Source organism: Paenibacillus sp. Soil787 (assembly GCF_001429545.1).
Classification (GTDB): Bacteria; Bacillota; Bacilli; order Paenibacillales; family NBRC-103111; genus Paenibacillus_E.
The window spans coordinates 616,693-632,682 of the sequence record NZ_LMSP01000001.1; the positions used below are offsets into that span (position 1 = coordinate 616,693).

Below are 15,990 nucleotides of genomic sequence, written 5' to 3' on the forward strand. Positions count from 1 at the left end.
TCGCATAATGAGTTGAAAAAAGTGACTTTTATTGCTTTTAGTGCCCATAATTTGTCGAATTGCGCAACATCGTTGCCGTATGTTTAATTTGGCTCCCTATTCAGTTATACACCTATTTCTTAAAATAAAAGTACGAAGAGGGGGAAGCAATATGAGAGATACGGTTTTAAATAAGATACCTGATAAAACAGTCGCTAAGCCTTTCAGGAGCAATTCATTTAAACGATTAGTTAAAGAGAATATAGCATTATTTATCCTAACCTTACCGGCAATTTTATATTACCTCATTTTTCACTATACACCGATGTTCGGAGTCATACTTGCTTTTAAAGATTATAAGTATAGCGAAGGCATCATGGGGAGTGCTTGGGTCGGATTCAAAAATTTCGAATACTTCTTCACATCTATGGATGCATGGCGAATTACAAGAAATACAGTAAGCTATGCTGGTGTTTTTATCGTCTTGGGAAATATAGCAGCTGTGACAGTTGCACTCTTGTTGTTTGAGGTTCGTGGGAAATTGGCATTGAAATTCTATCAAACAGCCATGATTATGCCGAAATTTTTATCATGGGTACTAGTTGGGTATATGACATATGCGTTATTCAATCCCACATTAGGTTATTTCAATCAATTGATCCAATTCTTCGGTTTTGAGTCGTTAGATGTTTACTCCAACTCCAAGTATTGGCCTTACATTATCGTCTCTGTCGAAATTTGGAAGACGGTTGGATTAAGCTCCATCATCTATTACGCAGCCTTAATGAGCGTTGACCCGGAATTGTATGAAGCCGCTAAAATTGATGGTGCAGGAAAGATGAGACAAATATTTGCTATTTCGCTACCTTCGCTAACGCCTGTTTTAACTATCATTATCATCCTGGCGATTGGTAACCTATTTAGAGGAGATTTTGGCTTATTTTATCAAATACCAAGGGATATCGGCGTATTGTATCCAACAACGGATGTCATTGACACTTACGTGTATCGTGGATTACGTGCAGGGGACTTCGGTATATCGGCTGCTGTTGGATTGTTCCAATCGGTGGTCGGACTTATCCTAATCGTAATCAGTAACTGGATTGTAACGAAAGTAAGACCGGAAAATGCTCTATTCTAATTGTGTATAAATGAGTAAGTAGGAGGCGGTTAAGTATGCCTAATTCATTTAGGGCTAAAATTGGTAATACGTTGCTTCATGTGTTCATGATTCTATTCAGTTTAGCGTTTCTCATTCCATTTCTTCTAGTCATCGCTGTCTCATTCTCCAATGAGGAATCATTGTTGAAGTATGGGTACAAGTTAATCCCTGTTGAGTTTGATCTTGAGGCATATCGCCTTATATTCGGAAAGCCACAGCAAATCCTATATGCCTATCTAACAACATCCGTTCAGGCGGTAAGTGGCATGATTTGTGGATTGATTGTCATGTCCACTTGCGCTTATGCGCTGTCTAGAAAAAGTTTCAAGCTGCGCAGAACCATTACTCTCTTTATTTTCTTCACGATGCTGTTCGGTGGCGGATTGATTCCAAGCTATATCCTCATTACTCAGTATCTTCATATCAATAATACGATCTTTGTGTATATTCTCCCAACGCTGGCCAATGCCTTCTATATCATTATTTTACGTACATTTTTTCAAGGCTTACCGGATGCCCTGGTTGAATCGGCCAAAATGGATGGGGCCAGTGAATTTCGAGTTTATTGGCAAATTATTCTTCCGCTGTCTAAACCAGCTCTTGCGACTATCGCATTGTTCGTACTACTGGACAAATGGAATGATTGGTTTACATCCTTAATTTATATTCGTGATGAGAGGCTGTACACATTGCAATTTCTGTTGCAACGAATCTTAATGGAAATGGAATTCCTTAAAACTTCAATGACTTATAACGTGAATATGGAGAATGTAAATCTGTATAAGCTGCCGTCTGAATCAATTAGATTTGCTATGGCGATCGTGGCCGCAGGACCACTTCTGATGGTATTTCCATTTTTTCAAAAATATTTTTCAAAAGGACTTACGGTTGGAGCTGTAAAAGGGTGATTACCTGTTTATACCAAGTATGGACTTATAGCTAAGTTCCATACTTGTATAATATAATATTCGAGCAGATTATAAGGGGGATATCAAGTGAAAACGCTTAAAAGTGTGTTTAGTAAGACGATAATTCTTAGTATGGCTACAGCGTTAATCGTATCTGGTTGCGGTAAAACGGATTCACCCCAAACAAGCACAAGCGCAAGCACTGATGTAAAACCTGCAGCAAAGGAAGCAGCAAAGCCGGTAACACTGAAGTTTGTAACTTTGAGTCCAGGCAAGCAAGCAGATGCTCAAGAGGTTTGGGATGAGTTTAACAAGCGATTGGCAATGGTATTACCTAATACGAAGGTAGAATTCGTACCCGTTACTGGTGCGGAATACGCTGAAAAATGGAAGCTAATGGCAGCTTCATCAGAGCAAATTGACATTGCATGGACAGGCTATGCATTGGATTTTCCAAGTGAGGTCAACAAAGGATCTTATATCGAGTTGGATGCTTTAGTTGATAAATACGCACCTGAACTCAAGAAAGAGATTCCTGCTTGGGTATTGGATCGCGCTCGTGTAAATGGTAAATTGTATGCGATTCCAAACTATCAGCAAGCGGTAGATAGCCGTCCAACCCTGCGTGTACCGAAAGAGTTTATTGATAAAGGATACATCGATCCGAAAGTAGCTCAAGAAACGTTCTACAAGAATGGTCCTGTATCCAAAGAGTCTTTCGCTGTTATCGAAGGTTACCTAGAGAAATTGAAGCAGAACAACCAATTACGCAAAGGTTTTAGCCCGAATGTACTTACGGGAATGCAACATCACAATATGTTAATCTCAGCAACCGCGCCTTTCAAATTAGTAGGTGATTTGAAAGACCCGAAAAGCTTAAAGGTTATCAACTGGTATGACACACCGCAAGAGCAGCTGTTTATCAAAACAATGACGGATTGGTATACTAAAGGTTACATCCGCAAAGATATGTTGAGTTTGCAAAATCAACGTCAGGATGAAGGTAAGCCGGACGGAAACATTGCTTGGTTCCATACCATGGTTGGAAGTGTTGAAGATCAATCGAAGATTGATAGCACAAGATATGGCTTCCCGATTCAGGTAATTCCAATGGAAGAGAAGTATGTCATTTCCGCATTATCCGATGCTACTAATTTAGCTGTTACTAGAACATCCAAAAACCCAGAACGCGCTATGCAGCTTATTAATTTATTAGATACTGCAAAAGGCAAAGATCTTTACAACCTTCTTGTTTGGGGCATCGAAGGTAAGCATTATAAGAAAATATCCGATAATAAAATTGAAACAATCGGTTACTCAGGCCAAGGGACTGCTGATTCTAAATATGGCGTATCTAACTGGGCTATGGGTAATACAGCAAATAGTTTCGAAACGCAAGCTAATCCAGCTAATTTCACACAAATTTGGAAGGATACGAATGCTGGTGCAACCGTTTCTCCATTACTTGGATTTAAGCCTACTCTTGATCCAGTTAAAACAGAACTTGCACAAATTGCCGCAGTTGTTAAAGAGTATGCAGGTACAGGTAACGCGCTTGTCCTAGAATCAGGAGCAATTGCTGACTCTGATAAAAAATATGCGGAATTCATTGACAAAATGAAAAAAGCAGGTTCAGACAAAGTAATCGCTGAGCTACAAAAGCAAGTTGACGAATTCTTCAAAACAAAAAAATAATTTAAAGTAAACTTATGAAAGAAAGGGGTCATTGCTTGTTAACAGAGCAAGTAATGGCTCCTTTTTATAATATGTCTACTAAATGATGATAACGCTTACAAAGTGCTAATAGGAGGTAATGAGAATGCTTCAAGCAAGTGAAACTAAGACTTACAAATGGATGGCCCTGGTATTAGCGATGCTAATGATTTGCACACCAATTCTATCGATACCGTCAAAAACTTTTGCATCGACGGAAACAAACTTCTATGTTGATGGCACGAACGGAAACGACTCTAACAATGGTCAGTCCACATTGGCAGCTTTTAAGACGATCCAAAAAGCTGCCGATGTTGCGGTTTCTGGCGACAAAGTCAAAATTATGGCAGGTGTTTACCGTGAAACAGTCATACCTAAAAGTGATGGGGTGACGTTTCAGAACTACAATGGTGACAACGTTACTTTGTCTGGAGGTGATTTGGTCACTGGATGGACGCCCACAGCAGATGCTGGTATCTATTCGGCGCCAATGAGTTGGGATTACAATAACGGTTATGGCAATATTGTCTATTATACGGATGCCAGTGGGAATACCACATCGTTGAGTCCGGCAAGATGGCCTAACATCCCGGACAGTAAGATGTTTGACAAGACAAAATACGCAAAATATACATCAAATCCTAGCAGTCCTGTTGTAACAAACGGAGGAGCTAATTTACAATTTAACAGCGTTGCGGTTAGTAGCTCGTACACAGTGCCTACTACAATAGCAAATGATTTGCAAGGGGCTTTGCTTGTTTCCTCGGTAAATAATGGATTTGTGGTGTACACCGGAAAGATTACGGGTAACACCGGAAATACCCTGCAGGTTGAGTGGCCTTACACGGCTTCCGGTTACTATCCACAAAGCGGCAATCCAGGCTTTGGTTTTTATATCACTAACTCTTATCATGCATTGATTCATGATGTGGCAAATCCGGTAAGTGGCATACCTACAGCAGTATGGTACAAGGATGTTGCGAACAAGAATTTGTATGTATCTGTACCAGGTGGAGCGGATCCAAATACTGGGACTATTGAGGCGAAGAGCAGAGAGTATGTTTTCGACTTATCTGGTCGTACAGGTATCACCATCAGTGGAATTAATGTACGTGCTGCCGGTATCAACTTTGCGAATTCCAGCTCCAACACATTCAAGGGCGCGACCATTGAAATGGTCGATTCCACTAACCAACCTTTTGCTGCTAATACAACTTTGGGTGGTTTTGTTTCTGGCTTTACATTGGATGGCGACCACAACACCGTTCGCGATTGTGAAATTAAAAATATGTATGGATTTGGGATCATTGTCAAAGGCCATGATAACAATGTGATTAATAATGACATTCACGATTTTAATCGTTATGGACTTTATGCCGACGGTATAAACGTTAATGGATACAATCATCTGATTAGTCATAACAGTGTGTACAACGGAGGACGTGCTGCCATTGGCGGTTTTTTCACCAGTTCAATATTCCAGTACAATGACATACATGATTGTATGAAGATTTCCTATGACGGCGGTGTGTTTTACGTCTCAAACAGCGATTTTGGCAGCTCAGAGATCCACCACAATACCGTGCATGATACTGCGGGTGAAGGCATTTATTTCGATAATGTGTCCTTCAATGCCGCGGTTTATAACAACATCGTTTATAACGTTAGTGTGGGTTTCCTAATCAACACCCCCAATGAACGTATGATTTTGTTAAATAATACGGTATACAACTGCCCTACGAGTCTTAGCAGTTGGGGTGCTGCCTACGATGGAACAGGCTCCTTCGGAACCACGGTCGTCGGCAATATTTTTGCAGCAAATACTTACAACTCTCAGACCTCAGGTGGCGCCTTTGAACAATTTAATACTATAGGTACTACTGCAGCTCTTGCTCCTATTTTTGTAAATGCTGCTGGCAACAATTTTGCTTTGCAGAACCCGAACGACTACCGTAGTGTTGCGTTACCCGGTGTTACTGACGGATTCACTTCCGCTTACCCTGTCATGGGCGCTATTCAGCCCGGAGTGACATGGAAAGCGGGAAGCGACTTAACCAATGCTGCCAATATCAATCCAATTTTCCAGCTTCATAATATTCCTTACAAGCAATTGCTCGTAAATGGCGGTTTCCCTACTGGTGATATGAGTGGTTGGACTACCACCGGTTCTCCTCAAATCGTAACACAAAACGGATGGGATTTTAGAACCAGCGGTTTGATAAGAAGTGGTTCTTACGGTGTTGTCTTGAACGATGGCGATAAGATTTCCCAGACGGTAACAGGGCTGAAACCAAACACCACCTATAATGTTAGTGTTTGGGGTAAGGTAATGGGACAACAGGTTGTGGCAAGCACCATGGATACCGCCGCTAGCACACCTGTTACGAATACGAAATACCGTTCAATGAATAGTTACATCATTCCGGGAACGACGACTACTCTAAAATTCAATCAAATTAATTTTGGATCCTCTGCGCTGTACAACTCTGTGAACTTTGGTACAGTCGCTAATTCCAGTACCGGTACAATTAAAATGTATATTGATAGCCCTACTACGGGTACTCTAGTTGCCACGGATGCAATGAACTTAGACACAGCACAAAATGGCCAATGGTTCTATAGAAGAGGTATACCGCTTTCTTCGGTAGTAGGGACGCATGACGTATATTTGGTATTTACTAACACCAACCCAGCGGCGGCTATTAATTGTTATTTCGGTGACTTTACATTATTTAATTCTACCCCTAATCCTGCTACGGACAGCCTTGTATTGGGAGCAAGCGGTTTTGATGTCAGTGGTACTCCAAAGACATTAAGTAAAAGTAGCATAAATGCTGGCAATAACGTTGTCGGTGCAGGAAGTCGTCCTGACAATTTTTCCTTTACAACAGGGCCAAACAGTACCAGTGCTACCATATATGCAACGAAAACAGGTGGCGGCGGATTGAGAGGTTATGTGGATGAGTTTGGTTTGTCAGAGAATAACATTCCAGCTCCTGTTTATCAATCTTTAAACGCATTTGAGGGCTTTGAAAACGGATTGGATAACTGGGTAGCATCAGCTGGTTCTAAATCGACCTCTACTGCAATTACGCATTCCGGCAGCAACAGCTACATCGTTAATGAAGATGTTGATAACATCACGCAAACTTTCAATACTAGCTATAACAAAGTGGTTACGATGTGGTTTTATGACAATTTCAACAAGACGAACATGCAAACGGCAGCTTACGTAGATGATGGTGTAACGAATCGGGCTATCATGGTCAATACTCCGACTTCGACAACGAAATATTCGGTACGACTTGGTGGTGCAATTACGGCAACAACCGTAAACAGAAGCCTAGGCTGGCATGAGTTCAAGTGGGACTATACCTCTGGTACTAAACTGGATATGTATATCGATGGGATACTCATAACACCACCGACAGGCGTGACTGGCGTAACTAGTTTCAACAAGATAAGGATAGGAGATTTTTGGTCTGGAAATACAAACACCGTGTATTTTGATGATATCAATATCAAAGATGCCAATAGTAAGCCTGTAGGCGTAAGCTCTGAATTGACGACTCCGCAAAATAGAGCTATTAGCGGCATTTTATCTGCGAGCGATGCAAACCAAGATCCACTGACTTACAGCATCGTTAGCAATGGTACGAAAGGAACGACAGTGATTACGGACCCAGCAACGGGAGCATTTACGTACACGCCAAACCCTGGTGCAATCGGTACAGATACATTTAGCTTCATCGTAAACGATGGTTTTGTAAATTCAGATGTCTCCACAGTGACGGTTCGCATACTGGATATTACTTCTCCTGTGACGACCGATGATGCGCAGAGCGGTTGGCATCAAGCTGCACAGACGATCCAGTTAACAGCAACGGATGTAGGTAGTGGCGTTGCTCAAACCTTCTACAGCCTAAACGGTAGTCCGTTCGCAGAAGGAAATACGGTTCAAATTGATGAAGAAGGCTTGAATGAGCTCAAGTACTACAGCATTGATACTGCAGGCAATCAGGAAACTCAGAAATCAGTAACAATTAAAATCGATAGAACCGCACCTGTCATTAAAGCAGCAGTGACAGCGGCCGGGCCTAACGGACAGAACGGGTGGTATGTAGATGAGGTGACCGTAAGCCTCGCAGCAGAAGATACTTTATCAGGCGTGGCCACAATTGAATACAGCGTTGATGAAGGCGTTAACTGGCAAGCTTACCAGGCACCGGTAACCATAAATCTAGACGGCAGCTATACCATCATGTATCGATCGGTTGACAACGCGGGGAACGTGGAAACAGCACGGAACATCTCGTTCAATCTGGATGCACACACACCGAGCATTACCATCTCTTCGCCTATTAATGGCAACAGCTACAGCGATTCCGGGGATTTAACGCTGCAATTATCCGTGACCGATGATTTATCTGGCGTGGATAACAGCAAGACAACCGTTACACTAGATGGCCAGATTGTGAAGCAATCAACAACGATTCCGCTTTATTCGTTAACGCTTGGCTCACACACGCTTACAGTAACATCGAGTGACCTAGCGGGGAATACGCAAAGTGAGACGGTAACATTCCAGACCATCACCAATATCGATTCCTTAATAGCAATGGTAACTCGCTTTACAGGTAACAACTGGATCGATAACGGCGGAATTGCTAATAGCTTACAGAAGGAACTGGAAAAAGGTAACTTGAACAGCTTCATAAATGAAGTGCAGGCGCAAAGCGGCAAGCATATTTCAAGTGAAGCAGAAGCCTATTTGCTTAGGGATGCAAGTTTTCTACAAAATAGCCTTAAATAAATCCGTTCATAATTGAATCACTCATGAGAATTTGGGCTATCCGAACTTTGGGTAGCCCCATCTCTATGATGAATCTATGATTTTCAACATGTGCAAAAAAACAACAATTCAGTGCAGTTTAGGAAAACTTTGCGGTGACTTTGTAAAGTACAATGACTAATGGAGGATCCAGCATGAAGTAGTTTCCCCATTACTTGACCATCAATATAATGGAGATAGTACGCAAGCTCAGCAAGCTGTTTAAGATGACAGGACATATTATCGGAGGTACAGCATGTTTACAGCCAACGAACTGGACTATTTAGAAAGCTTATCTGGGGTAAACCCGATTCAGCAAGACATCGACGCGTTTAAACAAAAAGGCAAGTTAGATGATCTCGAAGAAACCGGAATAACTCGTGACAAATATTTGGACTTTGCCGAAGCGCGAGTTCGTCAATTCGCCCCATTTTTAAGTGAATACGGGGGGATTCTGGATCCAAGCGATGGCAAAGAACACGAATATGCAACCGCTGCATTTGTAAAAGCCGGAGCTATTCTACTTGCCAACGATCGCAGCAAGGATCTCAAAGAACAGATTTTGCTCGCGATGGATTGGGCCAGTACCTGTTTGGGTGAGAATAAAGTCCCTGATGACCATGCCGATTTCACTACGCACATGCTGGTTCGGGCGTATCAGCTTTTGGCGCCGATTGTAGATAAGGAGTGGAGCGATAGCTGGAAAGCGAGTTTGTCCAACGTTGAGCCTGAGGTAACGTATTGCCAAACGGTTCGAAGTTTTCCAGACATTCGTACCATCCGTAACTGGGCTACTTATGCCATGCATGGCGAAATGATGAGGCTAAATGAAGGTTTCACGGACTCTATGGCTTTCATTGACAAGTATTTGAAACCGCAAATGCCGCGTTTTACGTGTGAAGGACTATACCGCGATCCGAATATTCCGGTCGCCTATGATTTGGCTGCGCGTCAACAGCTTAGCGGGTTAATAGATGCCGGTTATAACGGCGAATGGAAGACATTTCTAGAAAGGCAACTTCGCAAAGGGGCTCAAACGATGCTGTTTATGCAGTCTACCACCGGGGGGACGAGCTGCGGAGGCAGGAGTAACCAGATTATTTGGAATGAACTGACCTTTGCCAATCTGTGTGAACGGGAAGCCACGCTTTATGCCAAAGAAGGAGATCGAGAATGGGCAGGTATCTTTAAACGAGCTGCACGCAAAGCACTACAATCCATTCTGCGCTGGATAGAGGATCCCACCCAATTTCGGTTGTTGAAAAATCGGTTCGATAGCGGTCTCCGTAACGGTTGGGAGTTCTATGCCTATTATTCGACATACAGCTTGTATGCCGCTCAAATTGCTGCTTCGTGCTTTGAAAGTGCTGACGAAAGCATACGCGAGAAGGCAGCACCTTCGGATTTGGGCGGATATGTCGTGCCGATTGAGTCCTTTAACCGGATTTATGCTACTACGGGACCTCAGCAAGGAGCTTATCATCTCGTAATGGATACTGCTGCGCAAATGGGTCATGACGCAACCGGATGGGTGAGGCTCCACAAAGCGGATTATCTGGAGGAAACGGCGCTCTCGATGGGGATAGCTGGGCTCAACGGCAATATTCATTTGAATTATTTTGTGGCTAAACAAATCATTCCGCGCCCCCATACGCCAGCAGCTATAGGCTTGACATGGAGGGATGCACACGGTACGTGGCACAGGTTATCTAACTATGGCAGAAGAAAGCACGAAACGTTTCATTCCTTGAATGACAACGGGACACCAACCCATCCTGAGAAGCTGCATTGGCATGCTTTGCTTGAAAGTGGGGAGGAAAATGGCGATGCACTATCTTTCAAACTACGCTACGAGTCTACGGGACTTCAGCTTATAAACGACATGGATTTGCGTTCACCGGATGAGGATCAACACCCAGCTATTTTAAGAGCTATTGGTGATTTGATGCCGAGGACTGGCATCGAGGGTGTAGCGGCGATCACAGAATCTTATCGCATTGCACACGATGGCGTGACAACGGCATGGTCGGTGGAGGCTGCAGAGGATACGGAATTATCCGCAATTGGTGTAACGGTTCCGGTGCTCGTGTCTAACGGAACGGATGAGACGGTCATCCGCGTCGAAGGTAATAAGCTTTTCGCCCATTATTCGAATGCTATCTATACGATTCAACCTGAAGTTGAATCGGATAAAGTGGAACTAGAGCTTCTTCCCGGGCTGATGCCGAATCGAAATGGCAACTATCGTCTCGCGCAATGGAGCAGCAAGGATGCTCAGAAGGAAATCAAGCTTCATTTCACATTAGAGCAGGCTTAGAAGTCGACGGCGAGTATTTGTACGTGACAGATACCAAAAGAGAACTTATGGTGAAAATGACGATGGATGGGGAATCGGTATTAACGATTGAAACGCCTGAACTTCCAAGTGTTTACGACAGCGAGCGTAAGTTTATTCCAACTGACGTTTGTGTCGCACCAAATGGCGATATCTATGTTACCGACGGGTATGGTCAACACTGGATTCATCAGTATGACGCCAAAGGTGTGCCAATCCGCTCTTGGGGCGGAAAAGGGTCCGAGCCAGGGCAGATGATTTGTCCACATGGCATTTGCGTCGATTCACAGCACAATGTCTATGTGGCGGAGTGGACGCAATTCGGCCGTATTACCAAGTTAGCACGCAAGTAACGAGAAGTCTATTTGCTATCGCTTTAGGAAGGGAAGAGATCTCATGAAAGTTTCATGTACGAGTATGATCCATCATTATTATCCGAAGTTTTTTGAGCATGATCCTGTGAATTTAGCTAAGGCGAACCGTCTTGTTGAGAAAACATACGAATTTACGCAATTCCTCGTTCAAGTACTGGGTGTTTCCGACTTGGGAGCTATGTTTCCTCACAAAGTTACTTATCACCCGTCTGTCACGGTAGTCGGTTATTAGGCGTAAAAGTGCACAATTATGAAGGGTCTATTCTTAGGCTCATCGCTACCCTTTCGGTATTTTACGATATTCGGTTGGGGAAACTCCCATCATTTTCTTAAAAAGTCTGGAGAAGTAGTAGGCATCGGATATGCCGATCGCGCTTCCGATTTCTTTGATCGTGAGGGCGGTCAAATCGAGCATTTGGCTCGCTTTTTGAATTTTGAGACGTAAAAAGTACTCTACTGGCGGAAAGCCGGTTTCCTTCTTGAATAAAAAAATCAAATGCTGTTTCGAGACCCCAGTATGCTTGGCTAAATCGGAGAGTGTAATGGAAACCTCCAAATGGTCGTTCATGTACTGGATGGCGCTTTCCATATAGTTCTCCCTTTTTTTGTCTTGCGTAGACCCCGCTGAACTCATTCCGATATCACTCAAAAGCTCCCGAAAGACATTGGAAACATGGACTTGTATAGCCATAGAATACGCTTTATTCGAAAGCAATTCATAGCAGTGTTCGAATTCCGCCAGAAACTTTGCGTTTATGATATGCGGCAAATAAATGGAGCCCTCGTACAAATTGTACATTTTAATTAATGGAGCGGCATGATCGCCATGCAAATGAAACCAGTGAATACTCCAGGGTAAATGGGAAGATGCTCCGTAACGGTGCGGTATGCCTGCAGGTATGACGGCCAAATGCCGCGCGGTTAATTGCAGGGGCTTCCGATTTTCAAGCTCGATCCATCCTTCGCCATCCGTGCAGTAGATAACAATATGGGCATTGCTTCCATCAGATCGTTCCCGATAATGGTACTGGGCTCGCGGAAATACGCCGATATCGCTGATATATAGGTGCTTGGTTAATTCAGATTGCTCTAATTCTTTCAAAATATAGTCGGGCATGACATGAAGCCATTCCTCTTGGAAGCCCTCTGGTTTCATAATCGTTTCCATCAATCTCACACCTCTTATTGAAATAAGAATATCATCCATCATAAACCGCATTTCGTCAATTGGCAGAACGGAGTCCTAGAAGTAAATTAGAGATATCATCTAGCAGGAGGTCATCTAATGAGAAGTGAAAAGACAGATTCAATGGCTCAGCAGAACGGTCAAGCGGTTCGAGTGTGGGAAGAAGAGGTTGAAATCCCAACTTACGGAATCGGAGCGCCCAATCCTAATCCAATGTTCTTGGAAAAACGGGTGTATCAAGGCAGCTCCGGACGCGTCTATCCGCATCCTGTCATTGATAAAATAGCAGACGAGAAAGTGATGAAAAGCTATCGACTGGTTATTCTTGAAAACGAATATGTTCGAATTGAAATGATGCCGGAGCTCGGAGGACGGATCTATCGCGCGTTGGACAAAACGAATCAATACGATTTCGTTTATTACAACAGAGTGATCAAGCCTGCGCTTGTTGGTCTCGCCGGACCGTGGATCTCAGGAGGTATCGAGTTCAACTGGCCGCAGCATCATCGTCCCAACACATTCGGCCCCGTAGAATATCGCTTCACAGTGAACGAGGATGGAAGCGCAACGGCATGGGTGAGCGAGATTGATCGCATGTACGGCACGAAGGTAACCGCTGGTTTTACGTTGTATCCAGGTAAGGCGTATTTGGAGATCTCAGCGCAGCTTTACAACCGTACACCAGAACCGCAAACCTTCCTGTGGTGGGCGAATCCGGCGGTTGCTGTTAACGAAAATACGCAATCCGTATTTCCGCAGGACGTTACGGCTGTATTCGATCACGGTAAGCGGGATGTGTCCCGATTCCCGATTGCAACCGGCACCTACTACAAAATGGACTATTCCGCTGGCGTTGATATCTCGCGGTACAAGAACATTCCGGTTCCAACTTCTTATATGGCGTACAAATCCGATTACAACTTTGTCGGCGGTTATGATCACGGCGTACAGGCAGGTCTATTGCACGTCGCTAACCACCATATTTCCCCAGGGAAAAAGCAGTGGACGTGGGGGAACGGTGAATTCGGGCAAGCATGGGACCGCAATCTGACCGACGAAGACGGGCCGTATATCGAATTGATGACAGGCGTATATACCGACAATCAACCGGATTTTACTTGGCTGCAGCCGTATGAGGAGAAATCGTTCAAGCAGTACTTTATGCCGTACAAAAATATTGGGGTCGTCAAAAATGCGACAATCGATGCCGCGGTTAATCTTGAAGTCGATGAAGCAACCCGTGAAGCGGTTGTTCATGTTTATGCAACTTCGCTTTTCCCGGATGCTGTTGTGGAGCTAAAAAGCCGTAAGCGCACCTATTTAAAGGAAAAACTTGAATTATCACCAGTCTCAACGTATAAATCGGTGATTATACTTGACGAAGCAGATAGACCGCATGATTTGTTGGTGCAAGTTTGGGATCAAAAAGGCATTTTGCTCGTATCCTATCGTCCAATTAAACCTTCGATTGAACAGGTGCCAGATGCGGCCAAGCCGCTTCAAGAACCGCAGGAACTGATTTCGAACGAGCAGCTATATTTGGCCGGATTGCACCTGGAACAGTACCGCCATGCAACGTTCGAGCCGGACGATTACTATTTGGAGGGGCTCAAGCGCGATCCGAACGATATCCGAATCAATGTCGCGTATGGAACGCTGCTGCTCCGCCGCTGTTTGTTCCGCGAGGCCGAAGGGCATTTCCGCACGGCGGTGAAGTCGCTTACGTGGCGTAACCCGAATCCGTACGACAGCGAAGCCTACTACCAGTTGGGTGTGTCTCTAAAACTGCAGGATCGTTTGGATGAAGCTTTCACCGCCTTTTATAAAGCAGTCTGGTCTGCAGCTTGGCAGGACAGCGGCTACTTTTCACTCGCTCAGATCGCCTGCGAAAAAGGGAATTATGAAGAGGCGCTAGAATTAGTTGAGCGTTCGCTCATCCGTAATGCGCACAACTATAAGGCGCGCCATTTGAAAACAGCCTTGCTGCGCAAATTAGGATCGGGCGAGAATGCGCTCGCTTTTGCCCAAGAAACACTTAAGCTTGATATTGCTGATTTTGGAGCGTATAACGAATGCTATCTAGTGAATTTAGCCCAAGGAGACCGAGATAGCGCCGATCGTGTGCTTGGAGAATTAATCCTGCTCATGCGCGGCGATGCTCATAATTACTTGAACCTCGCAGCGGACTATGCCGGGAGCGGTTTATATGCCGAGGCGATTGACGTACTAAATCGAATTGTTCAGAACGAGAACACGGATGCATACCCGATGCTGCACTATACACTCGGTTACTTACATGAGAAAGCGGGCAACCTGGAAGGCGCAGCAAAACACCGGCAACACGGAAATGCAGCGGCTCCGGATTATTGCTTCCCGAACAGTTGGTTCGATCTGCTTATATTGGAAAGCGCCATTGCATTCAATGCCAATGACGATAAAGCGCATTACTATCTAGGTAACTTGCTGTACGACAAAAGACGTTACGAAGACGCAATCTGCCATTGGGAATCTTCCCGGGATATTCGCGGCGATTTCGCAACCGTTCACCGCAATTTAGCGCTAGCCTATTTCAATAAACGCGGTAACGCTCAAGCGTCTCTTGTGTCCTTGGAAACAGCGTTTGAACGCCAGCAGAATGACGCAAGGGTGTTTTATGAGCTTGATCAGCTTTACAAAAAGCTCGGTTACTCGTCGGAGAATCGTTTTGAAAAACTTGAAAAGCACAAGGATTTAGTCGTTCAGCGCGACGATCTCTATTTGGAATACGTTACACTACTCAATGCACAAGGCAAACACGAGCAGGCTGCAGAGGCTCTGGTTTCTCGGAATTTTCATCCCTGGGAAGGCGGGGAGGGCAAGGTAACCGGTCAGTACATTTATTCACATGTAGAGTTGGCCAAACGCGCACTAGATGAAGCTCAATACAAGCAAGCGCTTGAACTTTTGCAAAAAGCGCTTCATTTTCCTGAAAACCTCGGTGAAGGAAAGCTTGCCGGAGCACAAGATAACCAAATCTTTTACTATTTAGGCTGTGCTTTTGAAGGTTTGAACATGACGGATAACGCATTAGCGTTTTTCGAGAAGGCGTCCTTAGGTCTGGATGAGCCAGCCAGCGTGATGTACTATAACGATCAGCCACCGGATATGATTTTTTACCAAGGCTTGGCATGGTTGAAGCTGCTAAATGAAAAAGAGGCTAAGCGCCGATTCAACAAACTCATTGACTATGCTGAAAAGCATATTTTCGATCAAGTGAAATTCGATTATTTCGCTGTCTCGCTGCCGGATTTCCTTGTGTTCGAAGACGATCTTAACAAGCGTAATGAAATCCACTGCAACTATATGATGGCGCTGGGCTTCATAGGAATCGGCAAGCTTGAACAAGCTAAATTGCAGCTGGAAGAAGTGCTTCGTTTAGATAAAAATCACCAAGGGGCGAGTACTCACCTTCGTTTGTGCTAAATAATTAGGTGAAGTGAACGAGTAGAGTTGGTAATAATTA

8 protein-coding genes and 1 pseudogene are annotated in these 15,990 nt (G+C 44.1%); 8 read left to right on the forward strand and 1 reads right to left on the reverse strand.

What is annotated here, in order from left to right:
- Positions 1-151: 151 nt before the first annotated feature.
- From ASG93_RS02475 to ASG93_RS02505, 7 genes and pseudogenes are all read left to right on the forward strand, one after another.
- Entirely contained in the window at positions 152-1,120 is a 969-nt protein-coding gene (locus ASG93_RS02475; RefSeq protein ID WP_063891740.1) for an ABC transporter permease, read from the forward strand.
- 35 nt (positions 1,121-1,155) lie between these two features.
- Positions 1,156-2,049, forward strand: coding sequence for a carbohydrate ABC transporter permease (locus ASG93_RS02480; RefSeq protein WP_056828470.1), 894 nt, complete (start codon positions 1,156-1,158; stop codon positions 2,047-2,049).
- A gap of 87 nt (positions 2,050-2,136) precedes the next feature.
- Entirely contained in the window at positions 2,137-3,744 is a 1,608-nt protein-coding gene (locus ASG93_RS02485; RefSeq protein WP_056828473.1) for an ABC transporter substrate-binding protein, read from the forward strand.
- 124 nt (positions 3,745-3,868) lie between these two features.
- Positions 3,869-8,575, forward strand: coding sequence for an OmpL47-type beta-barrel domain-containing protein (locus ASG93_RS02490; RefSeq protein ID WP_056828475.1), 4,707 nt, complete (start codon positions 3,869-3,871; stop codon positions 8,573-8,575).
- A 274-nt stretch (positions 8,576-8,849) separates the two neighbouring features.
- Positions 8,850-10,910: a hypothetical protein gene (locus ASG93_RS02495; RefSeq protein WP_056828477.1), complete on the forward strand. Its 2,061-nt coding sequence runs from the start codon at positions 8,850-8,852 to the stop codon at positions 10,908-10,910.
- Between the two features lie 23 nt (positions 10,911-10,933).
- Complete coding sequence (locus ASG93_RS02500; RefSeq protein WP_162262819.1) at positions 10,934-11,281, forward strand: hypothetical protein; 348 nt, start codon at positions 10,934-10,936, stop codon at positions 11,279-11,281.
- 52 nt (positions 11,282-11,333) lie between these two features.
- Positions 11,334-11,542: pseudogene (locus ASG93_RS02505) on the forward strand (Fe-S oxidoreductase); the annotation flags it as partial.
- Positions 11,543-11,579: 37 nt separating this feature from the next.
- Here ASG93_RS02505 and ASG93_RS02510 read toward each other — a convergent pair.
- Positions 11,580-12,470, reverse strand: a complete 891-nt coding sequence (locus tag ASG93_RS02510) for an AraC family transcriptional regulator (protein ID WP_056828485.1) — start codon at positions 12,468-12,470, stop codon at positions 11,580-11,582.
- 117 nt (positions 12,471-12,587) lie between these two features.
- Between ASG93_RS02510 and ASG93_RS02515 the strand changes: the two genes are divergently transcribed.
- Positions 12,588-15,950, forward strand: coding sequence for a DUF5107 domain-containing protein (locus ASG93_RS02515; protein ID WP_235550705.1), 3,363 nt, complete (start codon positions 12,588-12,590; stop codon positions 15,948-15,950).
- Positions 15,951-15,990: the final 40 nt, after the last annotated feature.